A 22,116-nucleotide genomic window follows, 5' to 3' on the forward strand; every position below is an offset into this window, starting at 1 on the left:
TCAGGGGCCTTCGGTCAAAAGCGTTCCACGTGGAACATCGTCACTTGCCGATGCAGAATCCAGAGAAGAGGCGATCAAGCATATCCTCGGTCCCGGCCTGCCCGGTCAGCGTATCGATCGCCCGCCGCCCCAGACGCAATTCTTCCGCCAGCACCAGCAGGTCGCGTGCGGCGGTCGCTGCGACGAGATGGTCATGCAGCTGCCGCACCCCATCGCGCTGCCGCGCATGCAGGGCATAATCGCCTTCCCCCGGCAGCAAGGTCGCTGCACGATCGAGCAGCTGGTCCACCAGCTCATCCATCCCCTCACCCGTCCGCGCCGACAAACGTAGACCTGGCCGGTCGGCTGCGCAGAGCGCGACATCACTTTGCGCCGCGACCAACAGCGCATCGTCGCGCGGCGCCGCCGCCGGCTCACCCAGCCAAAGGATGATGTCCGCCGCCTCCAGCGCCGCGCGCGCGCGGTCAATGCCGATCGCCTCGATCGCGTCGCCAGTCTCGTCGCGCAGACCAGCGGTGTCGGTGAAGAGGAAGGCCGTGCCACCGATCGCGGCCGGCACCTCGATCCGATCGCGGGTGGTGCCGGCAATGTTGGACACGATCGCCGCCTCGCGCCCGACCAGGCGATTGAGCAGGGTCGACTTGCCGGCATTGGGTGGGCCGGCCAGCACGACGCGAATGCCGTCGCGCAGCCGCTCGGCGGAAGGCGCCGACAGCAATGCGCTGACATCCTCCGCCAAGACTGTCACCCCCTGCCCAATCCGCATCTCGATATCGGCATCGGGCACATCATCCTCATCCGAGAAATCGAGCGCCGCCTCGGCCATCGCCGACAGGTCGAGCAGCCGCATCCGCCAGCCATCGATCCGCTGCGAGAAATGACCTTCCACCATCGCCAGTGCCGCCCGTCGCTGCTGCTGCGTCTCCGCCGCCAGCAGATCGGCCAGCCCCTCGACCGCGTTCAGGTCCATACGACCATGGGCGAAGGCGCGGCGGGTGAACTCACCAGGCGTTGCGCGGCGCAACTGTGGCATCGCGGCCAGCGCCGCCTCCACCGCCGCGATCACCGCGCGACCGCCATGACAATGCAGCTCGGCCATGTCCTCACCGGTCACGGTGCCCGGTCCCGGCAGCCACAGCAACAATGCGCGATCGAGCGGCGTGCCATCACGCGGATCGGTCAGCAGCGCCAGGCTAGCCATGCGAGGGGTGGGCAGTCGCCCGGCCAACGCCTGCAGCGCCGCGCCCGCCATCGGGCCGCTGACGCGCACGACGCCAATCCCCGCCGGCGGCGCGCCGCTCGACAGGGCGAAGATCGTCTCGCTCACTTAATCCTTCTTGTCGCCATTCTTGCCCGCCATGCCAGCCAGGCCAATGTCCATCATCTGCTTGAACAGCCGCACGCCCGCATCGCCCATTGGCGAAAAGCTCTTGAACAGCGTCTCCATCTGCTCGACACTGCCAATGCCGTCCATGCCGTCGAGCATCGTCTTGATATATTTGTCATGGATGGGGCTGACATCGGGCAGCCCCAGAAAGGCGCGCGCCTCGGCCGGGGTGCAATCCACGTCGACGGTCACTTTCATCTGCTGCCCTTCCCTGTGGCGCCCTAGCTGTAGCGGGTGTCCGCCGATGCTTTCATCTCATGCCGCAAACAGGCGGGCGATGGCAAATTTTTTGGGCGCGACAGCGGCTTGCGCCCCTCGCCCAACGCGCCAATATGCGCATCGACCTATCGACTCCCCAAGCGGAAGGATATCCCATGGCAGACTATGTTCCGATCAAGACGCTGGAAGGCGACGGCCAGTTCGACGCCTATGTCGCCACGCCCGACAGTCCTGCCAAGGCGGCGATCATCGTCATCCAGGAGATCTTCGGCGTCAATGAAGGCATCCGCCGCAAATGCGACAGCTGGGCCAAAGCCGGCTATCTGGCGATCGCGCCCGACCTCTTCTGGCGCATCGATCCGCATATCGAGCTGGACGCCGATGTCCCGCAGCAGATGCAGCAGGCGCTAGACTATATCCCCCGCTTCAACCAGGATCAGGGCGTCCGCGATATCGAGGCGAGCATCCGCACCGCGCGCCGCATGCTGGGTGATCAGGCCAAGGTCGGCGTCGTCGGCTATTGCCTGGGCGGCCGCATGGCTTTCATGACCGCCTGCCGTACCGATGGCGATGCCTTCGTTTGTTATTATGGTGTGGGCATCGACGGATTGCTGGGCGAGCAACATGCCATCGGCAAGCCGACCATGCTGCACATCCCGACCAATGACGGCTTCGTCCCCGCCGATGCACAGGCCAGGATGCATGACGGGCTGAAGGACAACCGCCACGTCACCCTGCATGACTATCAGGGGCTGGATCATGGCTTCGCCGCCGAGATGGGCGATCGCCGCGACGAGGCAGCGGCCCAGCTCGCCGATCGCCGCACCGCCGACTTCTTTGCGCAGGCGCTAGCCTGATGCCGGGCGAGGCATGGCGGATGATCGTCCGGACTCATGGTGGCCCCGAGGCGATCGAGCGGGAGCGCTTCGATCCCGGCTCGCCCGGTGAAGGTGAGGTGCTGATCGCGCAGGATGCAGTCGGCCTCAACTTCATCGACACCTATTACCGCACCGGCCTTTACCCCGCCCCCCTGCCCCTGACCCTGGGATCGGAAGGTGCGGGCCATATCGTCGCGGTCGGTCCCGGCGTCTCCGGGCTGGCCGTCGGCGACAAGGTCGGCTGCGCGGCGGGCCTGGGCGCCTATGCGACCCACCGCATCGTTCCGGCCGACCGCGTCGTACGCATACCTGATGCGGTCAACACCCACGATGCTGCCGCAATGATGCTCAAGGGGATGACCGCCTGCTATCTGGCCGAGGACATGATCGACCTGCTGCCCGGCGACGTGGCATTGGTCCATGCCGCCGCCGGCGGCGTAGGATCGGTGCTTGTGCCCTGGCTGCGCGACAAGGGCGTGGTCGTGATCGCCCATAGCGGATCACCGGAAAAGGCGGCCAGGGTCGATGCCGACCATAGCCTGTCCGGCCCGCTCGATGATCTGGCGGCGCAAGTGCGAGAGCTTACCGCCGGCAAGGGCGTTGCCGTCGCCTATGACGGCGTCGGCAAGGATAGCTGGAGCGCCTCGCTCGCCAGCCTGCGCCGGCGCGGCCTGCTGGTCAGCTATGGCAATGCGTCGGGCGCCGTCCCGCCGATCAGCCTGCTCGACCTCAGCCGCAACGGTTCGCTTTACGTCAGCCGCCCGACCCTGTTCGACTATGTCGCCACCGCAGAGGATCTGGCCCATACGGCCCAACGGCTGTTCGACCGCATGGCGCGCGGCGTCATATCGGCGCAGATCGGCCAGAGTTTCACCCTGGCCGATGCTGCCGAAGCACATCGAGCGCTGGAAGGGCGGCAGACGACCGGCAGCACCATCCTACTGCCCTGATCTACCGAAAAATAGCCGCATGGAGGGCGGCATCGAGCAACACCGCCCTCCATTTTGCACAGCGGCGCGGAACATATGCTTCCCTCTTGATAGCTATTTGCAGTATCTCCGCCATAAGCGGCAAGATGAAGGATAATATGACTCGTTCCCTGGCAAAGCTGGTCCTGCTGCCTTGGTGGACGATACAATTGGCCACAGGCGCAAAGTCCTTTTTGGACAATCCACTGATCGGATCGTCTCGACTGAATGCGCTGGGCCTGCATGTCGGCCGCGTGCGCATGGCCCAATGGATGACGGCCCGTCGACGTACGCGGCTGGCCGCCCATCTCGATCCGGTCGATCGCGATCGGTTCGATCGCGATGGCTTCGTCGAAATTCGCGACTTCCTGCCCGCAGCCGATTTCTCCGCGTTGCAAGCGCAGGTCGCCGCCTTCCATGGCGCATCGCGTGAGATGGTTCAGGGCCATACGATCACACGGCGCTTCGCGATCGACGCACAGGCCCGGCGCGCCATTCCATCGCTGGACAGCTTCCTGCGTCACCCGCGCTGGCGCGCGCTCGCCCGCTATATCGCGAGCTTCGACGTAGAACCGCTATTGTACATCCAAACCATCCTTACGCATCGACTGGATGGCCCGCCCGATCCGCAGATCAACTTGCATGCCGACACCTTCTACCCCGCAATGAAAGCGTGGCTGTTCCTGGAAGATGTCCCGGCCCATGGCGGCCCCTTTACCTATGTACCGGGTTCCCATCGGCTGACGCCGGAGCGCGAGGCATGGGAGAAGCAACGCAGCCTGACGGTCCGCGATGAAGAATGTCGTATGTCGGCGCGCGGGTCGCTGCGCATAGAGGCAGCCGAACTGGCAAAACTCGGCCTGCCCCCGCCACGCAGCTTCGCTGTTCCTGCCAATACGCTGATCGTGGCCGACACCTTCGGCTTCCATGCGCGCGGGGAGGCCAGCGCGCGCTCGACCCGGGTCGAGCTATGGGCCTATGGCCGCCGCAACCCTTTTCGACCCTTTACCGGCTTTGACCTGTGGAGCATCCCGGGGGTAGTCGAACGCCGTATCGGCCTCCGCTGGGGCCTGCGTGATCGGGTCGCGCGCTGGATCGGCCAACCCTGGACCTCCGCCGGCATGAAAAGGCCCGCCGACGACTGAACGTAGGCGGGCCTTGGTTTTTACGGGGAAAGCGCGTCAGAAGAGCGTCAACAGACCCACCTGATGGTCGACCAGCCCGTCATAGATCATCTTAACCGCAACATAGATGATCACGGCCAATCCCAGATAGGCAACCCAGCGGAAGCGCTCGATATATTTGGCGATGATATTCGCCGCGACGCCCATCAACGCAACCGACAGAACCAGCCCGATGATCAGGATGCCCGGATGATCGCGCGCCGCGCCCGCCACAGCCAGGACATTGTCCAGGCTCATGCTGACATCGGCGATCGCCACCGACCAGGCGGCTGCAGCGAAGCTCTTGGAGGGACGCAGGCCCGAAATATCGTCGTCGCTGCTGTCATGGGGCGTATGTGCGCCGCGATTGGGCCGCAGTTCGCGCCACATCTTCCAGCTGACCCACAGCAACAGCAGGCCGCCCGCCAGGATCAGACCGACAATCTGCATCAACTGGCTCACCACCAGGGCAAAGCCGATACGCAGCACCAGCGCGGCGATGATGCCGATCAGGATAACCTGCTGGCGCTGCTTGGGCGGCAGGCCGGCGGCCAGCGCACCGACAACAATCGCATTGTCGCCGGCCAGCAAGATATCGATCATCAGCACCTGACCAAAGGCCGCCAGGGCGCTCGGTGACGTGATATTGCTGAAATCGTTGACGATATGCTGCCAGATATCGGCCGGGGAACCGAGCCCCTGAGCGGCCGAAGCAGCGGTGGCGATGAGGTCGAACATGACGGCCTAACGTCCCTATGAGTGAAAATGAAGAAAGCCGGACCATATACATGGCCCGGCTCTCACCGCAAAATATATGGCTGGGCCGCCGTCATAACGAACGACCGCAACAGCCCTTACTGGTTCATCGAATCGAAGAAGTCCTCGTTGGTCTTGGAATCCTTCATCTTGTCGAGCAGGAATTCCATCGCGTCGATGGTGCCCATCTGCATCAGGATGCGGCGCAGCACCCACATCTTGGAAAGCTTGGCCTTGTCGACCAGCAGCTCTTCCTTGCGGGTGCCCGACTTGCCGACGTCCAGCGCCGGGAAGATACGCTTGTCCGCCACCTTGCGGTCCAACACGATTTCCGAGTTGCCGGTACCCTTGAACTCTTCGAAGATGACTTCGTCCATGCGGCTGCCGGTATCGATCAGCGCGGTCGCGATGATGGAGAGCGAGCCACCCTCCTCGATATTGCGGGCAGCACCGAAGAAGCGCTTGGGGCGCTGCAGCGCGTTCGCGTCGACACCGCCGGTCAGCACCTTGCCCGACGAGGGGACGACAGTGTTGTAGGCACGGCCCAGGCGGGTGATCGAATCGAGCAGGATGACGACATCCTTCTTGTGCTCGACCAGGCGCTTGGCCTTCTCGATCACCATCTCGGCGACCTGAACGTGGCGCTGTGCGGGTTCGTCGAAGGTGGAGGAGACGACCTCGCCCTTCACGCTGCGCTGCATGTCGGTGACTTCTTCCGGCCGCTCGTCGATCAGCAGCACGATCAGGAAGACTTCGGGATGATTGTCGGTGATGGCCTTGGCGATATTCTGCAGCATCACCGTCTTGCCGACGCGCGGCGGCGCGACAATCAGCGTGCGCTGGCCCTTGCCCTGGGGCGAGACGATGTCGATGACGCGCGCCGACTTGTCCTTGACCGTCGGGTCCAGCGTGTCGAGCGACAGCTTCTGTTCGGGATAGAGCGGTGTCAGATTGTCGAAATTGACGCGGTGACGAACGACATCGGGATCATCGAAATTGACCGACAGCAGCTTGGTCAGCGCGAAATAGCGCTCGCCATCCTTGGGCGCGCGAATTTCACCTTCCACCGTATCGCCGGTACGCAGGCCAAAGCGGCGGACCTGGTTGGGCGATACATAGATATCGTCCGGGCCGGCGAGGAAGTTCGCCTCGGGGCTGCGCAGGAAGCCGAAGCCATCCGGCAACACCTCGATCGTGCCCTCGCCCATGATCTGCGCCCCATTCTCCGCCTCGGCCTTGAGGATCGCGAACATCAGATCCTGCTTGCGCAGCGTCGATGCGCCTTCGACACCCAGATCCTCCGCCATAGTGACGAGGTCGGCGGGCGGCATTTTCTTCAGGTCCTTGAGGTGCATTGCGAATCGGTCCGATGGTGTGAGGGGTTGATTGGCCAGGAGATAAAGGGAGAATTTGCCCGGTTTATATCTCGGGAAAGCCTCGCGCCGGACGGGCGAGGTGGATTGTCTGGCGTTTAGCGAGCCGCTGCCCCCCAAGTCAAGGCAGGACATTCCCCTAGCTCGCCAAAATTGGAGGTGTGGGCGCCTCAATTCGACGGACAGTGCCTCAGCTACGGCGATAGACCGGATATGACCGTTCGTGATATAAGGCGACATAAAATGTCGGAAGGATGAGGAGATGGGACACATCCATAGCATGCTGGCCGTCGCCGTTGGCGCGCTGGCCGGTTTTCCGCTTGCCGCCCAAGACACCTCGCCGCTCGATTCAACAATCCCGCCCGCCGTCGTACGCACCGGTCCATCCAATGATGATCGCGTGACGATCCCTATCGTGATCGATGGGAAAGGGCCGTGGAACTTCGTTATCGACACCGGCGCCCAGCGTACCGTCATCGCCCGTGATCTTGCTGATCGGCTCGCCCTGCCCAGCCGAAAAACGGTCACCGTCCTCAGCATGACCGGCCGCGCCGACGTACCTACCGTCGCGGTACCGCGCCTGGGTTTCGGCAGCAGCATCGTCGACGATATCGAGGCTCCGGTTCTGGACGGCGACCATCTGGGCGCACCCGGTCTGCTGGGACTCGACAGCCTGCATGCCAAGCGCCTGCTGCTCAATTTCCGTACCGGTCGGATGGAAATCAGCGAAAGCCGCAAACGGATATCGCGCGATCCGGACACGATCATCGTTGAGGCGCGACGGCAGCGCGGCCAGTTGATCCTGCTCGATTCCGACGTCAACGGGATGAAGGTCAACATCGTTCTCGATACCGGCACGGATTTCAGCGTCGGCAATCTCGCGCTGCGGGACAAGCTGATCCGCAAGAAGCGCGCGCCCGAACTGTTTCAGGCCAGCCTGACCAGCGTGACCGGTGGTGTGCTGACTGGCGAAGTCGGACGGATCAAGGCCGTCCGCATGGGCAGGGTCCAGTTGACCCAGGTGCCAGTGCTATTCGCCGACGCGAGTCCCTTTGCCGAACTGGGGCTCAGCGACAAGCCGGCGCTGCTGCTGGGGATCAGCGCCCTGCGTATCTTCGATCGGGTAGCGATCGATTTCGGCCGGGGCAAGGTCGACTTCCTGATGCCCGATGCCAGTGCGGTCGATCCCGTCCGGCTGGCCATCAATGCGCCACCCCAGGGCCACTGACCCCGGATCAAAGCTCAGGGGTTATTCGGGCGCTGTCCAGTGGGTTGCGGCGGCGGCTGACGCTGGCGATTGCGACCCAGCACGTTGTCGATCCACTGCTGGTCGAGCCGCGGCGGGGCCGGACGGTCGGCCGGATCGGGTTCGGCCGTCTCGTCGCCATCGCTCGCCTCACTCCCTGCGGGACGGGGGCGATCAATCGGCAGGCCATTCTCATCGACCATCATGCCGCCGGCCATGCCCTCGGTCCCGTTGTCGGGCTGGCCATAATAGGCCTCCTCATCCGGCTCCAGCTGCCATTCGGGCAGGGTCACCTGGGTCTCGAACTGTTCCACGGGGCGCTTGGCAACCGCGACCTTCATATAGTCGGCAAAGGCGCGGGCGGGTGCACGACCACCATAGAGCGCCGGCACCGCTTTCGCGTCGTCCCGGCCAACCCAGACTCCAGTGGTAATGCCGCTGGAAAAGCCCAGGAACCATCCATCCTTGCCACTATTCGTGGTACCGGTCTTGCCGGCAACCGGCCGGCCAATCTGCGCAGCCTTGCCGGTTCCGGTGCTGACCGCAGTCTGCATCAGGTCGGTCATGCCAGCCGCGACCCAGGGCGCCACCAGCACGCGGCTGGTATCGTCCCTATGCTCGTAGAGCAGCCGGCCATCGGCCGTCGTAACCTTGGTGATGCCATAGGGCGTCACCGCTACCCCCTTGCGCGCAATCGAGGCGAAGGCGCGGGTCATGTCGATCAGCCGCACATCGGATGTGCCCAGCACCATCGAAGGATGGGTGTTGATCGGCGTGGTGATGCCGAAACGGCGGGCCATGTCGGCTACTGTCGGGAAACCGACCTCGACGCCCAGCTTCGCCGCGACCGTGTTGATCGAATAGGCAAAGGCGGTACGGATATCGATATCGCCAGCAAAGCGGCCGTTGCTGTTACGCGGGCTCCAGCCATTGATGGTCACCGGCTCGTCGGTCACCCCGGTATCCGGGGTATAGCCGGCCTCCAGCGCCGCCATATAGACGAAGATCTTCCAGGCGGAACCGGGCTGACGCACAGCAGTGGTCGCACGGTTATAGTTGGACGTCACATAGTCGAGACCGCCGACCATCGCCCGCACTGCGCCGTCGCGATCCAGACTGACCAAAGCGCCCTGCATGCCGTTCGACACGTTCGCCTGCACGGCCCCGGTCGCGGCCTTCTGCATGCCAAGGTCAATGGTCGTATAGACCTCGAGCGGCTCGTTGGGCTCATCGATCAGGGTGTCGAGCTGCGGCAATGCCCAGTCCGTGAAATAGCGCACGCTGTTTTGCGGCGGCTCCGGCGCCATCTGGACGCCCGCCAGATTGGCATTGGCGTGCTCGGCGGCGCTGATCGCCCCATTTTCCTGCATAAGGTCGAGTACCACGCCCGCGCGGCCGACTGCAGCTTCGGCATCGGCCGTCGGTGAATAGCTGGACGGCGCCTTGACCAGACCGGCGATAATCGCCGCCTCGGGCAGGTCCAGGCTGTTGGCCGGATGGCCGAAGAATTTCCGGCTGGCCGCATCTATGCCATAGGCACCCCCGCCGAAATAGACCTTGTTGAGATAGAGTTCGAGGATCTGCTGCTTGGAGAATTTGCGTTCCAGCGCCATCGCCAGCACCATCTCGCGGACCTTGCGGCCCCAACTATAGCTGTTGTTGAGGAAGATGTTGCGCGCCACCTGCTGCGTAATCGTCGATGCACCCTGCATGCGGCGGCCGCGCCCGCGATTTTCCAGCGCAACCCAGGCAGCGCGGGTCATGCCGATCGGGTCGACGCCGGGATGATGGTAGAAGCGCTTGTCCTCGGTCGATACCATCGCATCGACCATGACCGGTGGAATTTCACTATAGCTCAGCCACCGTCCGAAACTCGGCCCCAGGGACACGATCACCGATCCATCAGCGGCATGAACCCGGATCATCTGGCCGTTGGGCGACGATTTGAGCGAATTATAGTCGGGCAGCGACTGCATCGCCACGATCACCGCGACGACGATCGCGACCAGACCCGCCAGCGCGCCGACCAGACCGATCTTCAGGCCGCGCACCAGCCACCGTTTCGCCTTGCCCGGCGCCTGCTTGCTCTTGTCTGATCGTGCCATGTGCCGCCCCGGATACGCGCTATTACCGGCCCGGACCAGCGCAAATCAGGCACCCGTCCGGAAACTCCCCGGTCTGTAAGGATGATGCGGCTTTACCCGCGATGAATGGCTGTTACGCGTCGTCGCGCGACTTGAAATCCAGCGATGCACTGTTCATGCAGTAGCGCAGTCCGTTGACGCCGGGACCATCGGGGAAAACGTGACCCAGATGCCCCTCGCACTTGGCGCAGCGCACTTCGGTCCGGATCATGCCATGGGTGGAATCGCGGATTTCCTCGACCGCATCGATATCGACCGGCGCGGTGAAACTGGGCCAGCCCGACCCGCTGTCATATTTTTCTTCGGCATCGAACAGTTCAGCGCCGCAACCGGCGCAATAATAGACGCCATCTGCCTTGTTACTGTTATATTTGCCGGTGAAGGCCCGTTCCGTGCCCGCTTCGCGCAGCACATGATATTGTTCGGGGGAAAGGCGCGCACGCCATTCGGCTTCGCTCAGGTCCAGCTTTTCCATGGCGGCAATATGGCGTCAGCCGGTCGCCGGATCAAGCCCGCTCCCGCGCCGCCTGTCGGGCAATCGCCAACAGCTCGTGGCGGACCAGCAGGTCCCCCAACCCCTTGCCGCTGCGGCTCGACCGTTCGGCCTGGGACAGGCGCTGGATAACGCGGGCGATGCCGGCCGCGTCCCAAAGCCGCACCTGCCGCGTCACCAACCCCTTTTCCTTCCAGAACACCGCCTTGCCCGCCGCTTCAACGGCAGCATCCAGCCGGCCACTACCGTCGAAATCGGCGCGAATATTGGCAATCAGCATGGCCCGGGTCAGCAGCGGCCGGATCACCGACGCCATCGCCGCGCCAATTTCGGCCAGGCCATTCAATTCCTTGTGCATGGCCCTGAGGTCACCGCCCAGCACCGCGTTCACCAGCGGCGCGGCGTCAGAATCCGGATTGTCAGCCGACAACGCATCCAGTGCCTCGGCCGTTGCCTCGCACGGGTGATCGGGCGCCGCATCCAGATAGAGCACCAGCTTCTCGATCTCGATACCCATCAGCGCGCGGTCACCATTGGCCAGGTCAACGATCCGCCGCGCCAATTCCTGTGACAGCCGCAATCCGCCTTCACGCGCCATGGCCATCGCGATCTGTTCCGCCTCTCGCGCGTCGGGCTGATAGGAGATGAACGCCATCGTCGCCTTGTGATCGAGCGCCAGCTTGACCAGCTTCGACGTTGCCTTGAGCGCCCCGGTGATCGCGATCACCGGATTACCTGCCGCCTCCGTCTCCAGCAGCGCGGTCACCGCTGGCAGGGATTCATCGCCCATGCCGTTGATCCGGATCCAACGCTTGTCGCCGAACATCGAAAAGGACGCCGCTTCATCCGCCAACCGCGCCGGATCCTCGCGAAGCGTCGCCAGATCCAGGTCGACCCGCTCGGCGCCGGCGCCCATCGCCCGCTCCAGCCGCTTGGCCAACACCATGCTGCCGGCCTCGTCCGGACCATAGAGCAAGAAGAATCGAATGTCGGCGGGCGGCGCATCCAGCGCCTTTTCAATCTGCCCGCGATTGGTCTTCACTGGCCGCCCGGTGCCGGGGCCTGCGCCGCCGCCTTCCGCGTGGCATAGAGGGCCAGCCGGTTGACGATCTGGTCTGCAACGATCTGCGACAATCGTTCCAGCGCGGTGTCTTCAGCCGCAATGGTCGCATATTCACTCGACGTCACATCGATGCCCGCGTCGGAACCAGCGGTATCATCCAGCACCTGCGCCCCGGTCGCCTCGTCGATCAGCTGGTAGCGCGCGCGCAACGTCCGCCGTTCGCGGGTGATCGCGGCGTCAGACCGCAACCCGAAACCACTGATCTGGTCGTCCAGCTTCACCACCAGCTTGTAGCTGGGACCATTGCCGTTGCTGAGATTGCTCAGCCGGTCATTGAGCGCATTGCGCATCAGCCAACCGCTCTTGCCCTCAATATCCAGCACCTCGACATGGCCCAGGCCCTGCGCCACCGCGCCATGGCTGCCGCCGCCATAGACCGGACGCAGACCACAGCCGCTGAGGGCAACGAGAGCGATGAGGGGAAGTAGGCGCTTCATGGGGATGATCCTTATCCCGTCGCCCCGCCCTTGTCGAACCAAAGGTCAGGGCGACGGGTACAGCTCAAATAACCAGGTTCACCAGGCGATCGGGCACCACGATCACCTTCTTGGGGGTAGCGCCATCCAGCGTGCGAACGACGTTCGGCGCGGCCAGCGCCAGCTTTTCCAGCTCATCCTTGGCCGTGCCCTTGGGCACGGTGATGGTGTCGCGCAGCTTGCCCATCACCTGGCAGGCGATGGTCACTTCGTCCTCGACCAGCAGTGCCGGATCGACCGCCGGCCAGGCGGCTTCGGCGATCAGGCCCGGCTGCGCCATCTCGGCCCAGCCTTCTTCGGCCAGATGCGGGGTCATCGGCGCGACCAGCAAAGCCAGCGCGCGGATCGCCGCAGTGCGGCTGGCCGACGGCTTGGCCTTCTCGATCGCGTTGACCAGTTCATAGATTTTGGCGACGGCCTTGTTGAAGCCCAGCGCCTCGATATCCTTGGCAACGCCGTCGATCGTCTGGTGCAGCTTGCGGTCCAGCGCCTTGTCCTGGCCTTCCGCCGCCGCATCGGCTTCGCCGAACAGGCGCCAGACGCGGTTGACGAAGCGCCAGCTACCCTCAATGCCCGCCTCGGTCCAGGGCAGGTCGCGCTCGGGCGGGCTGTCCGACAGCATGAACCAGCGCACGGCGTCGGCGCCATACTGCTCAATGATGTCATCGGGATCGACGACATTCTTCTTCGACTTGGACATCTTCTCGACGCGGCCAACCGTGATCGGCTGGCCGCTCTCGATATGGACATAATCGTCGCCGGATTTCTTGATTTCCTGTGGCGACAGCCAACTGCCGTCACCGGCCTTGTAGGTCTCGTGCGTCACCATGCCCTGGGTGAACAGGCCGGTGAAGGGCTCGGCAAAGCCCAGCTGGCCCATATGCTGCAGCGCGCGGGTCCAGAAACGGGCGTAGAGAAGATGCAGGATCGCATGTTCCACGCCGCCAATATATTGGCCGACCGGCAGCCACTGCTCGACGGTCGCACGATCGAACGGCTTGTCGTCGGGCTGGCTGGCGAAGCGGATGAAATACCAGCTCGAATCCGCAAAGGTGTCGAGCGTGTCGGTCTCGCGCCGCGCCGGCTTGCCGCAGGACGGGCAATCGACATGCTTCCAGCTCGGGTGGCGGTCCAGCGGATTGCCGGGAATGTCGAAACTGACATCCTCGGGCAGCGTCACCGGCAGCTGGTCCTTGGGCACGCCCACCACGCCACATGTCTCGCAATGGATGACCGGGATCGGGGTGCCCCAGTAACGCTGGCGCGACACCCCCCAGTCGCGCAGACGGAACACGGTCTTGCCCGCGCCCCAGCCTTCGCCCTCGGCACGGGCGATGACGGCGGCCTTGGCTGCTTCGACGCCCATGCCATCCAGGAAGCGCGAGTTCACCAGATTGCCGGGGCCGGTATAGGCTTCATTGTGGATCGGCTTGTCGGCTTCGCCGTCCAGCGCGACGACGCGCTCGACCGGCAGCATATATTTGCGGGCGAAGTCGAGGTCGCGCTGGTCATGTGCCGGCACGCCCATGACGGCGCCGGTGCCATAGTCCATCAGCACGAAATTGGCGATGAAGACGGGCAGGTGCCAATCGGGATCGAACGGATGCGCAACCGTCAGGCCGGTATCGAAGCCCAGCTTTTCCGCGGTTTCCAGCTCGGCGGCGGTGGTGCCGCCTTCCTTGCACTTCTCGATGAAGGCAACCGCGTCGGGATGGCTCGCGGCCACCGCCTGCGCGACGGGATGGTCGGCGGCCATCGCGACGAAGCTGGCGCCGAAAATGGTGTCGGGCCGGGTCGAATAGACCTCGATCGCGCTATCGAAGGGCGCGACCGGCTTGAAGCTGAACTGCAGGCCAACCGACTTGCCGATCCAGTTTTCCTGCATGGTCCGCACCTTGTCGGGCCACTGGTCGAGCGTCTTCAGCCCATCCAGCAGGTCGTCGGCAAACTGGGTGATCTTGAGGAACCACTGATTGAGCTTGCGCTTCTCCACCAGCGCGCCCGAGCGCCATCCGCGCCCATCGATCACCTGCTCATTGGCCAGCACGGTCATGTCGACCGGATCCCAATTGACCTGGCTTTCCTTGCGATAGACCAGGCCCGCCTCCAGCATGTCCAGGAACAGCGCCTGTTCATGGCCATAATAGTCCGGCTCGCAGGTGGCGAGTTCGCGGCTCCAGTCGATCGCAAAGCCCAGCTTCTTGAGCTGCGCGCGCATGTTGGCGATGTTGGACCGGGTCCAGTCGCCCGGATGCACCTTCTTTTCCATCGCCGCATTTTCGGCCGGCATGCCGAACGCATCCCAGCCCATCGGGTGCAGCACTTCATGGCCGGTCATCCGGCGGAAGCGCGCGAGCACGTCGCCCATCGAGTAATTGCGGACATGGCCGATATGGATGCGCCCCGACGGATAGGGGAACATCTCCAGCACGTAGCTGCGCGGCTTCGTCGAGGCATCGTCCGCCTTGAAGCTCTGCTTCTCGTCCCAGACGGCCTGCCAGCGGGCGTCGGCCTCCAGCGGGTTGAAGCGCCTTTGCATGTCATGTCCTTACAAATGCGAGCGGGCTGGGCTTTACCAAGCCCAGCCCCGATGGTCTTGAAATTAGGGACGGGCCGATACCCGTCCCAAACGAATGCCTTAGCCGGCGATCGCCATACGGCGCAGGTCGCGGGCGCGGGTCAGAATGATTTCTTCCAGCTTCTGCACGGTTGCCGCCTGGACCGGGGAATCGACCCACTGGCCGTTCTGGTTCACCTGACGGCTCGCCACCACGCGCAGCGCGTCAGCACGCAGATCCTGATCCAGGATCGATACGGTCACCTTCATCCGTTCGCCCGGGCTGTTCGGATTGGCATACCAGTCCGTGACGATGACGCCGCCGTTGGAATCCGTCTGTACCATCGGCATGAAGGACAGCGTATCCAGCGTAGCACGCCACAGATAGGCGTTGACGCCGATGGTCGTCACCTTCGATGCAGCCAGATCGGTCTTGGGCCGCTCCTTGGCACCGCCGCCACAGGCGGCAAGCGGCAGGAGCGCGGCCAGAATAAGGCCGGCGGAAACGGGGGCAGGAAGGCGGCGGACCATAGGGGGCATGTCCTAGCTTGAAAGACGAAAAACGCCCCGCTTCTATAGTGGACACGCGCCATTGGGCAAGGGGGCCGCTGGCGCGCGCCTGGACTGACGGGTCTCAGGCCGACCTTCCGCCGAATCAGTGCCTGTGTGGTCTGTGCAACAGCTCAGACAAAAAGAGGCAAGGCCCCCTAGCCAATGGCGCTTTTTGGTGTCTAATGCGTCTTGAATAATAGTCGGTGGGGAAGAGATTCGAGTCATGGGTACGAACAGGGCATATCTGGCATTGGCGGGGACGGCGATTGCCGTAACCGGCTTCATGCTGTCGCCCGCGTTTGGTGCCGCGACGGATCTCGTTCGTGTCCGCTCGGAAATGCCGGTATCGCTCGGCGCGCTGGGTAGCATCTCGTCCTTCACCCCTACGACCAAGGATCCGCGTCTCGCCGCAGCCTATGCGAAGATCGCAGCATCGGCAGGTCGTCAGAATTTCCGTTTCACGCCGACCAGCGGTTCGCTTAGCGGCCAGCGCTCGATCACCGTCATGGTGCGTGCGGCTGATCTCGATCGCATGGCGACCAACCGGACGGTTGCCCCCGTCAATATTGCGCCGGTCAGCTTCAGCCTGAGCGGCGATCATGGCTGGCGCAAGTTCGCCCTGCCCGAAAACACGGGGCGCAAGGCGCTGGATCCGGTTCCGGTCGAAACCATGGTCGATGCGAAGAATTTCGCGCTGGAAGAGGGCAAGAAGGATCGCTTCAGCACCAAGGTCTTGCTCGAAAGCCGTCGCGAAGCGGCACCGACGGTTCGCAATCCCAGCGCCGACAAGGATTATTCGCTGGATCTGGCCAGTTCCTATTCGCTCACGCGCAACCTGAATGTTACGGCGGGCATCCGCTACAACAACAGCGTGGCTGGCCGCCTGACCCCGATGACCGACGAGCGCCAGGACAACCAGGCCGTCTATCTGGGCACCATCTTCAAATTCTGATCGCCTGAAAGGGCATGGATGAGCATGATCGGCATCGCCTGATGCCGATCACTGCGACGTGTCAGCAGTAACTGCCACCGCCCTTGGCGCAGAGCATGACAGGTTCCGTCTCGATCAGGCGCAGCGATCGCACCATGTCGGCGGTTCCCTGCTTATATTTCAGGAAATGTGGTGTCCTGAGATGCGCCTGATAGGCCGCGTCGCTGGCATAGACTTCCAGCAGGCGGATGCTGGCCGGCTGGCCGGCGATCGCCACCGCCGACAGCGACAGCACCCCCGGCTCCCGCGCAACCGAGGCGGCAATCTCCTCGCGCAGATAGGTCTTATATTCCTCGATCTGCGCGGGATCGATTTCCACCTCGGCGATCCGCACGATCGGCTTGTCCGGCACGGTCAGCGCCCTGGCCTGCCGCCCCGCGCCGACGGCCAGCATGAAGGCGGCCAGCGTCAACGCGCCCATGGCCGGCTTAACCCTGCGCATCATCGAACAGCTTGCGGGCAATGCCGAGCGCGGTCATCGCCGGCGGCCAGCCGGCATAAAAGGCCAGATGGGTGATGGTGGCGATGATCTCCTCGCGGGTCAGCCCGTTGTCCAGCGCCCGCTGCAGATGAAAGGGCAGCTCATTGCCACGATAAAGCGAAATGAGGCTGGTGATGGTGATCAGGCTACGGTCGCGCGGCGACAATGCCGGATCGGCCCAGACATCGCCAAACAGGGTCTTGTCGGTGATTTCAGCCAGATGAGGCGCCAGATCGCCAAAGGATCGGCGCGCGTCGGTCGGTTCGGTCATGTCGGGTCTCCGCAGGATGGACGGTATCAGCCTCAACTTAACCGATTTATCCACAGGCTATTAGGCCCGCCCCCACGCTAGGCTCCATGCCCCTCGTTCATATATCGCCGGTCAGTCCGTCGATCGCCGCCCAGCCCGCTGCCCCGATCCCGCGCAGCAGATGCCGGTGCTTTGCCCTGACCCCGCCCAATGCGATCACCGGCGCCTTCGCCTGCCGCGCAAGCGCCGCAAAGCCCCCTCGCCCCAGCGCGCCGGCGCCAGGATGAGAGCGGGTCGGAAACAAGGGCGACAGGAAGACCATATCCGCCCGCGTAGCAGCCTCTATCTCCTGCGCATCATGCGCGGCCAGGCTGTGGATAAGTTGCCGGGAAGCCCTACGCCCATCCCGCCCATGCCAGCCATCCGCACGCCACGCCGTCGCCGCGCGCGCATCTCCCGCCAGCATCAGCACCAGCCGCCGCCGTCGCGCGATCGTCCGCAACGCCTCGAACAACGCCCGCCGCTTCACCGGCTCGGTGCGATAATGGCGAAAGACTATCCCCGCCAGCCCACGCGGCAATCGGGCCGCCGCTGCCAGCAATTGCGCATCCGCCACCCGCTCGTCGGTCATCAGCCAGAGGCCGGGCAGTTTTTTGCGGTGGCGGGCGTGCATGGCCATCGCCTATAGCAGCCGCCATGACTACCGACATCCCCGAAGCTGCGACCCGCCTTGCCACTCTGCGCGACCAGATCGACCGCACCGCCCGCCTGACCCAGCGCAGCGCCGACGACATCACCCTGATCGCCGTGTCCAAGACTCAACCTGCCGAAGCGATTGTTCCGCTGATCCACGCCGGCCAGCGCGTCTTCGGCGAAAACCGCGTTCAGGAAAGCCAGGACAAATGGCCGGCCTTGCGCGAGGCGTTCTCGGATCTGACCCTGCATCTGGTTGGCCAGCTTCAGTCGAACAAGGCAACCGACGCCGTCGCCCTGTTCGACGTCATCCATTCGCTCGACCGCCCGTCACTACTGACCGCGCTCGCCAAGGCGATGGACACAACGGGCAAGCGCGTGCCCTGCTTCATCCAGGTGAATATCGGGATGGAGGAGCAAAAGGGCGGCTGTCCGATCGGCGAGGTTCCGGCGTTGATTGCGGCCGCGCGAGGCGCCGACATCCCTCTGCTAGGCCTGATGTGCGTGCCCCCGGCCGACGTCGAAGCGGCACCCTATTTTGCCCTGCTCGCGAAAATGGCGCGGGAAGAGGGCCTCCCGCGCCTGTCGATGGGCATGTCGGGCGATTTCGAGACCGCCCTGATGCTGGGCGCCACCGACATTCGCGTCGGCACCGCCCTGTTCGGCGAACGCGCGCCCGTCAGCCGCCCCGTTCCCCGGAGCGGCCTGGGGATGATCAGAAACTCCCCCGCAAGGTGATGCCATAGGTGCGGGGTTCCGCCAGATAGGCGGAGATCAGCTGGTTCGCCATCGGCGCGCCCTGCGCAAACTGGCCGGTGGTCGATGTCGCCGGGCTGCTCGACTGGAGCGGGCTGCTGAAGGCGACCTGGGTATAATCCTGGTTGAAGATATTCTGGCCCCAGAATTCGACCGCCCAGCGCTGATCCTTGCCGCGAATACCGATACGGGCATTGACCACGGCAAAGCCATCCTGCCGCTTCTCCGGGAACAGATCCGACCCGGTATTATAATCGCTCATCAGGCGGCCATCGATATAGAAGAGCGCCGACAGGCCATTGGAACCGATATCCGGCGTCCAGGCTGCGCTCGCCGTCGTCACCAGCTGCGGCGCATTGCTGTTGATCGATCCGGGCAGCAGGAACAATGCCGGATCCAGCGGCACGCTGCCATCGCCGCTGCCGACCAACCGATCGGCAAACTTCGCCCGGGCATAGGTCAACCCGCCGGTCAGGCGGAAATTGCGCACCGGTGATGCCGTCAGTTCCAGTTCCACACCCTGGCTGATCAGGCCCGGGCCGACATCATCCTCCGCGCAGGTCCGCGTTGCCGACAGGGCACTGTCGCAGCCATTGATATTCTGCACGACGAAGCTGGTGCCGTTGAAAGTATTCAGCTGGAAATTCTTGAACTCCTGACGGAAGGCGGCAATGTTCGCGCTCCACTTCGGCTGGGCATATTTCAAGCCGATTTCAAAGGCATTCACTTTTTCCGGGGCGAAGCGCAGGCTGGTCACATCGGCATTCGTCCGCGGACTATAGACCGCCGGCACGGTGTTCAGGCCGGTCGATCCCAGCTGGAAGCGGTCCATATTATAGCCGCCTGCCTTATAGCCCTTGGAATAGCTGCCATAGACCAGCAGTTCCTCAACCGGCTTCCACGACAGCACCGCCGTGCCGGTGAATTCGCCATCGCTGATCTTGTCGTTGAGGTCGAGCGCATTGAGCGTGGTGGAGCCATTGCCCAGACACCCCAGCGTCAGGATGCCACCCGCCAGAGCTGCCGCACTGCCCAGCGCCGCATTGGTCGCCAAGGTCGGCAGCGAAGAGGCCTGCAGGGCCGCGCAGGTTGCGTTGTTATTATTGAAATCTGACGAGAATTTCTTCGACTCATGCGTGTAGCGCAGCCCCAGGGTCAGATCGAGCGTCTTGGTGACATGAATGATATTATGGGTGAACAGCGCCCAGTTCTCGCTCTTCTGGCGATAGATGGAAGCAACATCGCCGGTGCCCTCCGGAATCGCCGCCAGCGCACGCAGGCCATTGCCCAGACCGGTCGAGATCGCCCCCGCCTGCGCCGCCGCGACGCCCGCTGGCAGACCAGCATTGATCAGCGCGGCCGTCAGTCCGGCATTCAGGTTCGCCTGCGTACCGCCGATCAACGCCGATGTGGCAAGGCCGCTGCCACAGGCCGCCAACTGCGCGGCAGTGAAGTTGCTCGTCGCCCCCGCGCCCGCCATCAGACGGCAGGCGGCAAAGCGGCCATAATCGGCGCCGAAGCGGATATTATCCTCCAGCGTCAGCTTCTCATTGGCGTAATAGCCGCCAACAAGCCAGTCGAGAACCTCGCCAAAGGCCGACCCCTGCGCCCGCAACTCCTGGGTGAAGGTCTTGAATTGGCGATAGGTGTTGGGATCGCGGTACAACAGGTCCGCGCCCGAATAATCATAATCGCCATAGTCGCGGGATTTATAGTCGCGATAGGCGGTGATGCTGGTCAGCTTGGCGCCACCCAGATCATAGTTGATCTCGCCCGAAACGCCCCAATCCTTGAGCTTGCTGACATAATTGCGTCCCTCGGTGATGGTCAGCTCGCGATCATAAGGATCGGTGGGGAAGACGCTGCCCTGCCCCGCCAGGATCGCGCCGATGCGATTGAACGGCGCGGTGGTGTAGCCGCCGCCCGTCGCCGGCCGCCGCTCGCGCGTTTCGATATAGGCCGCACCGCAGCAGCTTTCATCGCGATTGGTATAATCGCCGATCAGGCGGATGGAGAGAGCGTCGGTCGGCTCGATCAGCGCCTGGCCACGCAGGAAATAGCGGTCGCGGTCATTGGTGTCGCCGACCTTGTTGCCGCTGGTGTCGACCAGATCGTAGAAACCGTCACGTTTCGACCAGACGCCATCCAGGCTCAGCGCAATCCCCTTGGCGATCGGGCCGGTAATGCGCCCGGCCAGTCGCCAATAATCATAATTGCCATAGGTGATCTCGGCCTTGCCACCCAGCGTGAATTCCGGTGCCTTGCTGACGATATTCAGCAGACCGGCGGACGCATTGCGGCCGAACAGGGTCCCCTGCGGTCCACGCAACACCTCGACCCGCTCGATCTCGCCCAGGTCATTAAGGCCCGCGCCGGTGCGCGAGCGATAGACGCCGTCGATGAACACCGCGACCGAGCTTTCCAGCCCCGGATTGTCGCCGACCGTGCCAATGCCGCGAATACGCGCAGAGCCATTCGCCTCGCTTCCGGTCGAGGACACCAGCAGCGAAGGCGCGAGCTGGTTAAGCGCGCGGATGTCGTTGGCGCCGCTATTCTGCATTGCCTGCTGACCGACGGCCGACACCGCGATCGGCACGTCCGACAATGGACTGGCGCGGCGGGTCGCCGTCACGATGATGTCGGCGCTGTTGGTTTCGGCCGCAGCCTGCGGCGCGGTATCCTGGGCGTGGGCAAGCGGCATGGCGCCCACCAGTGCGACGGCACCGGCGGACAGCAGCCAAAGGCTCTTGTGCATCATGATGTGCATCCTCTCCTGGCCCGCCTGGCTTTTTGCCGGGTCGGGACTATGCGCGATTATGCTGCCACAGTCGGAATAACGCAAGATAGCGCGAGATTCCGTGCTTTTTCCGCAGTTGCGTGATGAAGATCGCATAGTGCTGTTGCCTAGCAGCAACAATTTAACGCCCGGTTTCCGTAGCGTCTCTTTACGTCAGCGGAAAGCGCAGCAATCGGTCGGAAACCGGCACCAACGCCATCGCACCCGGTCCCACCGCCCGTTGTATCTCGCCATGGCCCGCGTCCAGCCCGCCGGTCAGCGCGCCGAGCGCTGGCAGGATCAGTTTGGTCGGTGATCCGACGAAGCAGCGGCGCGACACATGGCGACCACGCACGGACAGGCGCAACTTGGGATGGAAATGGCCCGATATTTCCGGCCGGGGATCGGCCGGGTCGGCCTCATGCCGCAACCAGATGCCTTCCACCTCCGCCTCGACCGCGCGGCGCCCGCCCGGCATCTGCACCACACCGACGTCATGATTGCCAGTTATCCACAGCCAGTCGAGCCGTTCGGTCAGCGCCTGCAATCGCGCCCGCGCCTGCGGGTCCAGTCGCGCCGCGCCATCGGCATCGTGAAAACTGTCGCCCAGCGACCAGATCGCCCGCGCGCCGGTGCGCGCCACCAGTGCCTCGATCATGTCCAGCGTCGCCGCGCTGTCATGGGGCGGCAGAAACTGACCGAAGCGGGCATACCAGCTCGCCTTCTCGAAATGCAGGTCGGCCACCAGCAACGCCCCCTGCGCCGGCCAGAACAAAGCTGCCTCCGGCAATGCCAGGAAATCATGACCTGCGAACGAAAGGGGAACCATCACTC

At 63.8% G+C, this 22,116-nt stretch carries 21 protein-coding genes; 6 read left to right on the top strand and 15 right to left on the bottom strand.

Features of this window, described 5'->3' with window-relative positions; genetic code table 11:
* Positions 1 to 40 precede the first annotated feature (40 nt).
* Together mnmE and PMI04_RS00215 are read right to left on the bottom strand one after the other, a co-directional pair.
* Complete coding sequence (gene mnmE / locus PMI04_RS00210; protein WP_007703996.1) at positions 41 to 1,327, bottom strand: tRNA uridine-5-carboxymethylaminomethyl(34) synthesis GTPase MnmE; 1,287 nt, start codon at positions 1,325 to 1,327, stop codon at positions 41 to 43.
* On the bottom strand, positions 1,328 to 1,585 hold the full coding sequence (locus tag PMI04_RS00215; RefSeq protein WP_007703998.1) for a DUF6489 family protein: 258 nt from the start codon (positions 1,583 to 1,585) through the stop codon (positions 1,328 to 1,330).
* A gap of 176 nt (positions 1,586 to 1,761) precedes the next feature.
* Here PMI04_RS00215 and PMI04_RS00220 point away from each other — a divergent pair, with 176 nt between their 5' ends.
* From PMI04_RS00220 to PMI04_RS00230, 3 genes are all read left to right on the top strand, one after another.
* Entirely contained in the window at positions 1,762 to 2,463 is a 702-nt protein-coding gene (locus tag PMI04_RS00220; RefSeq protein WP_007704001.1) for a dienelactone hydrolase family protein, read from the top strand.
* On the top strand, positions 2,463 to 3,434 hold the full coding sequence (locus PMI04_RS00225; protein ID WP_193378276.1) for a quinone oxidoreductase: 972 nt from the start codon (positions 2,463 to 2,465) through the stop codon (positions 3,432 to 3,434). Before PMI04_RS00220 ends, PMI04_RS00225 begins: the two co-directional genes overlap by 1 nt.
* Before the next feature lie 137 nt (positions 3,435 to 3,571).
* Positions 3,572 to 4,597, top strand: coding sequence for a phytanoyl-CoA dioxygenase family protein (locus tag PMI04_RS00230; protein ID WP_007704009.1), 1,026 nt, complete (start codon positions 3,572 to 3,574; stop codon positions 4,595 to 4,597).
* A gap of 36 nt (positions 4,598 to 4,633) precedes the next feature.
* Here the strand turns inward: PMI04_RS00230 and PMI04_RS00235 are convergent, their stop codons facing one another.
* On the bottom strand, positions 4,634 to 5,353 hold the full coding sequence (locus tag PMI04_RS00235) for a YjbE family putative metal transport protein (RefSeq protein ID WP_007704011.1): 720 nt from the start codon (positions 5,351 to 5,353) through the stop codon (positions 4,634 to 4,636).
* Between the two features lie 116 nt (positions 5,354 to 5,469).
* On the bottom strand, positions 5,470 to 6,726 hold the full coding sequence (gene rho, locus PMI04_RS00240; protein ID WP_007704013.1) for a transcription termination factor Rho: 1,257 nt from the start codon (positions 6,724 to 6,726) through the stop codon (positions 5,470 to 5,472).
* 280 nt (positions 6,727 to 7,006) lie between these two features.
* On the opposite strand from rho, the gene PMI04_RS00245 reads away from it, so the two are divergent.
* Positions 7,007 to 7,972, top strand: a complete 966-nt coding sequence (locus PMI04_RS00245) for a retroviral-like aspartic protease family protein (RefSeq protein WP_007704015.1) — start codon at positions 7,007 to 7,009, stop codon at positions 7,970 to 7,972.
* Positions 7,973 to 7,986: 14 nt separating this feature from the next.
* Here PMI04_RS00245 and PMI04_RS00250 read toward each other — a convergent pair whose 3' ends face one another.
* The 6 genes from PMI04_RS00250 to PMI04_RS00275 form a co-directional block, all read right to left on the bottom strand.
* Positions 7,987 to 10,095 (bottom strand): PBP1A family penicillin-binding protein, encoded by a 2,109-nt coding sequence (locus tag PMI04_RS00250; protein WP_007704017.1) that lies wholly within the window; start codon positions 10,093 to 10,095, stop codon positions 7,987 to 7,989.
* A 112-nt stretch (positions 10,096 to 10,207) separates the two neighbouring features.
* Complete coding sequence (msrB, locus tag PMI04_RS00255) at positions 10,208 to 10,609, bottom strand: peptide-methionine (R)-S-oxide reductase MsrB (protein ID WP_007704021.1); 402 nt, start codon at positions 10,607 to 10,609, stop codon at positions 10,208 to 10,210.
* A 31-nt stretch (positions 10,610 to 10,640) separates the two neighbouring features.
* Entirely contained in the window at positions 10,641 to 11,669 is a 1,029-nt protein-coding gene (gene holA / locus PMI04_RS00260; protein ID WP_007704024.1) for a DNA polymerase III subunit delta, read from the bottom strand.
* Positions 11,666 to 12,187, bottom strand: a complete 522-nt coding sequence (lptE, locus tag PMI04_RS00265; RefSeq protein ID WP_007704026.1) for an LPS assembly lipoprotein LptE — start codon at positions 12,185 to 12,187, stop codon at positions 11,666 to 11,668. Before lptE ends, holA begins: the two co-directional genes overlap by 4 nt.
* 64 nt (positions 12,188 to 12,251) lie before the next feature.
* Complete coding sequence (gene leuS, locus PMI04_RS00270; protein ID WP_007704028.1) at positions 12,252 to 14,765, bottom strand: leucine--tRNA ligase; 2,514 nt, start codon at positions 14,763 to 14,765, stop codon at positions 12,252 to 12,254.
* Positions 14,766 to 14,864: 99 nt separating this feature from the next.
* Positions 14,865 to 15,314, bottom strand: coding sequence for a DUF3576 domain-containing protein (locus PMI04_RS00275; RefSeq protein WP_007704030.1), 450 nt, complete (start codon positions 15,312 to 15,314; stop codon positions 14,865 to 14,867).
* A gap of 244 nt (positions 15,315 to 15,558) precedes the next feature.
* Between PMI04_RS00275 and PMI04_RS00280 the strand changes: the two genes are divergently transcribed.
* Positions 15,559 to 16,287 (top strand): hypothetical protein, encoded by a 729-nt coding sequence (locus tag PMI04_RS00280; RefSeq protein WP_007704032.1) that lies wholly within the window; start codon positions 15,559 to 15,561, stop codon positions 16,285 to 16,287.
* Between the two features lie 61 nt (positions 16,288 to 16,348).
* Here the strand turns inward: PMI04_RS00280 and PMI04_RS00285 are convergent, their stop codons facing one another.
* From PMI04_RS00285 to PMI04_RS00295, 3 genes are all read right to left on the bottom strand, one after another.
* Positions 16,349 to 16,771 carry a putative quinol monooxygenase gene (locus PMI04_RS00285; RefSeq protein ID WP_238535858.1) on the bottom strand — a complete coding sequence of 141 codons (423 nt, stop codon included), beginning with the start codon at positions 16,769 to 16,771 and terminating at the stop codon, positions 16,349 to 16,351.
* Positions 16,755 to 17,078: a carboxymuconolactone decarboxylase family protein gene (locus PMI04_RS00290; RefSeq protein ID WP_007704034.1), complete on the bottom strand. Its 324-nt coding sequence runs from the start codon at positions 17,076 to 17,078 to the stop codon at positions 16,755 to 16,757. The genes PMI04_RS00285 and PMI04_RS00290 overlap by 17 nt, the downstream gene beginning before the upstream one ends.
* Positions 17,079 to 17,175: 97 nt before the next feature.
* Complete coding sequence (locus tag PMI04_RS00295; RefSeq protein ID WP_007704037.1) at positions 17,176 to 17,730, bottom strand: thiamine phosphate synthase; 555 nt, start codon at positions 17,728 to 17,730, stop codon at positions 17,176 to 17,178.
* Positions 17,731 to 17,753: 23 nt separating this feature from the next.
* Here PMI04_RS00295 and PMI04_RS00300 point away from each other — a divergent pair, with 23 nt between their 5' ends.
* Complete coding sequence (locus PMI04_RS00300) at positions 17,754 to 18,488, top strand: YggS family pyridoxal phosphate-dependent enzyme (protein ID WP_007704039.1); 735 nt, start codon at positions 17,754 to 17,756, stop codon at positions 18,486 to 18,488.
* Here PMI04_RS00300 and PMI04_RS00305 read toward each other — a convergent pair.
* Together PMI04_RS00305 and pdeM are read right to left on the bottom strand one after the other, a co-directional pair.
* Entirely contained in the window at positions 18,466 to 21,261 is a 2,796-nt protein-coding gene (locus PMI04_RS00305) for a TonB-dependent receptor (RefSeq protein ID WP_193378278.1), read from the bottom strand. The two genes, PMI04_RS00300 and PMI04_RS00305, sit on opposite strands and share 23 nt — an antisense overlap.
* 190 nt (positions 21,262 to 21,451) lie before the next feature.
* The gene (gene pdeM / locus PMI04_RS00310; protein WP_037485084.1) at positions 21,452 to 22,111 is read right to left on the bottom strand and encodes a ligase-associated DNA damage response endonuclease PdeM; all 660 of its coding nucleotides are present in this window, start codon (positions 22,109 to 22,111) and stop codon (positions 21,452 to 21,454) included.
* Positions 22,112 to 22,116 lie beyond the last annotated feature (5 nt).

It is taken from the genome of Sphingobium sp. AP49, assembly GCF_000281715.2.
Lineage (GTDB): Bacteria > Pseudomonadota > Alphaproteobacteria > Sphingomonadales > Sphingomonadaceae > Sphingobium.

What these genes read in the sequence shown, in the direction of transcription:
- PMI04_RS00225 (WP_193378276.1), top strand. Translation starts at nt 2,463, where the DNA reads ATGCCGGGCGAGGCATGGCGGATGATCGTCCGGACTCATGGTGGCCCC.
- msrB (WP_007704021.1), bottom strand. Translation starts at nt 10,609, where the DNA reads ATGGAAAAGCTGGACCTGAGCGAAGCCGAATGGCGTGCGCGCCTTTCC.
- rho (WP_007704013.1), bottom strand. Translation starts at nt 6,726, where the DNA reads ATGCACCTCAAGGACCTGAAGAAAATGCCGCCCGCCGACCTCGTCACT.
- PMI04_RS00245 (WP_007704015.1), top strand. Translation starts at nt 7,007, where the DNA reads ATGGGACACATCCATAGCATGCTGGCCGTCGCCGTTGGCGCGCTGGCC.
- PMI04_RS00215 (WP_007703998.1), bottom strand. Translation starts at nt 1,585, where the DNA reads ATGAAAGTGACCGTCGACGTGGATTGCACCCCGGCCGAGGCGCGCGCC.
- lptE (WP_007704026.1), bottom strand. Translation starts at nt 12,187, where the DNA reads ATGAAGCGCCTACTTCCCCTCATCGCTCTCGTTGCCCTCAGCGGCTGT.
- PMI04_RS00280 (WP_007704032.1), top strand. Translation starts at nt 15,559, where the DNA reads ATGGGTACGAACAGGGCATATCTGGCATTGGCGGGGACGGCGATTGCC.
- PMI04_RS00220 (WP_007704001.1), top strand. Translation starts at nt 1,762, where the DNA reads ATGGCAGACTATGTTCCGATCAAGACGCTGGAAGGCGACGGCCAGTTC.
- PMI04_RS00295 (WP_007704037.1), bottom strand. Translation starts at nt 17,730, where the DNA reads ATGCACGCCCGCCACCGCAAAAAACTGCCCGGCCTCTGGCTGATGACC.
- PMI04_RS00290 (WP_007704034.1), bottom strand. Translation starts at nt 17,078, where the DNA reads ATGACCGAACCGACCGACGCGCGCCGATCCTTTGGCGATCTGGCGCCT.
- PMI04_RS00235 (WP_007704011.1), bottom strand. Translation starts at nt 5,353, where the DNA reads ATGTTCGACCTCATCGCCACCGCTGCTTCGGCCGCTCAGGGGCTCGGT.
- PMI04_RS00285 (WP_238535858.1), bottom strand. Translation starts at nt 16,771, where the DNA reads ATGATGCGCAGGGTTAAGCCGGCCATGGGCGCGTTGACGCTGGCCGCC.
- pdeM (WP_037485084.1), bottom strand. Translation starts at nt 22,111, where the DNA reads ATGGTTCCCCTTTCGTTCGCAGGTCATGATTTCCTGGCATTGCCGGAG.
- leuS (WP_007704028.1), bottom strand. Translation starts at nt 14,765, where the DNA reads ATGCAAAGGCGCTTCAACCCGCTGGAGGCCGACGCCCGCTGGCAGGCC.
- PMI04_RS00305 (WP_193378278.1), bottom strand. Translation starts at nt 21,261, where the DNA reads ATGCACAAGAGCCTTTGGCTGCTGTCCGCCGGTGCCGTCGCACTGGTG.
- PMI04_RS00230 (WP_007704009.1), top strand. Translation starts at nt 3,572, where the DNA reads ATGACTCGTTCCCTGGCAAAGCTGGTCCTGCTGCCTTGGTGGACGATA.
- PMI04_RS00250 (WP_007704017.1), bottom strand. Translation starts at nt 10,095, where the DNA reads ATGGCACGATCAGACAAGAGCAAGCAGGCGCCGGGCAAGGCGAAACGG.
- PMI04_RS00275 (WP_007704030.1), bottom strand. Translation starts at nt 15,314, where the DNA reads ATGGTCCGCCGCCTTCCTGCCCCCGTTTCCGCCGGCCTTATTCTGGCC.
- PMI04_RS00300 (WP_007704039.1), top strand. Translation starts at nt 17,754, where the DNA reads ATGACTACCGACATCCCCGAAGCTGCGACCCGCCTTGCCACTCTGCGC.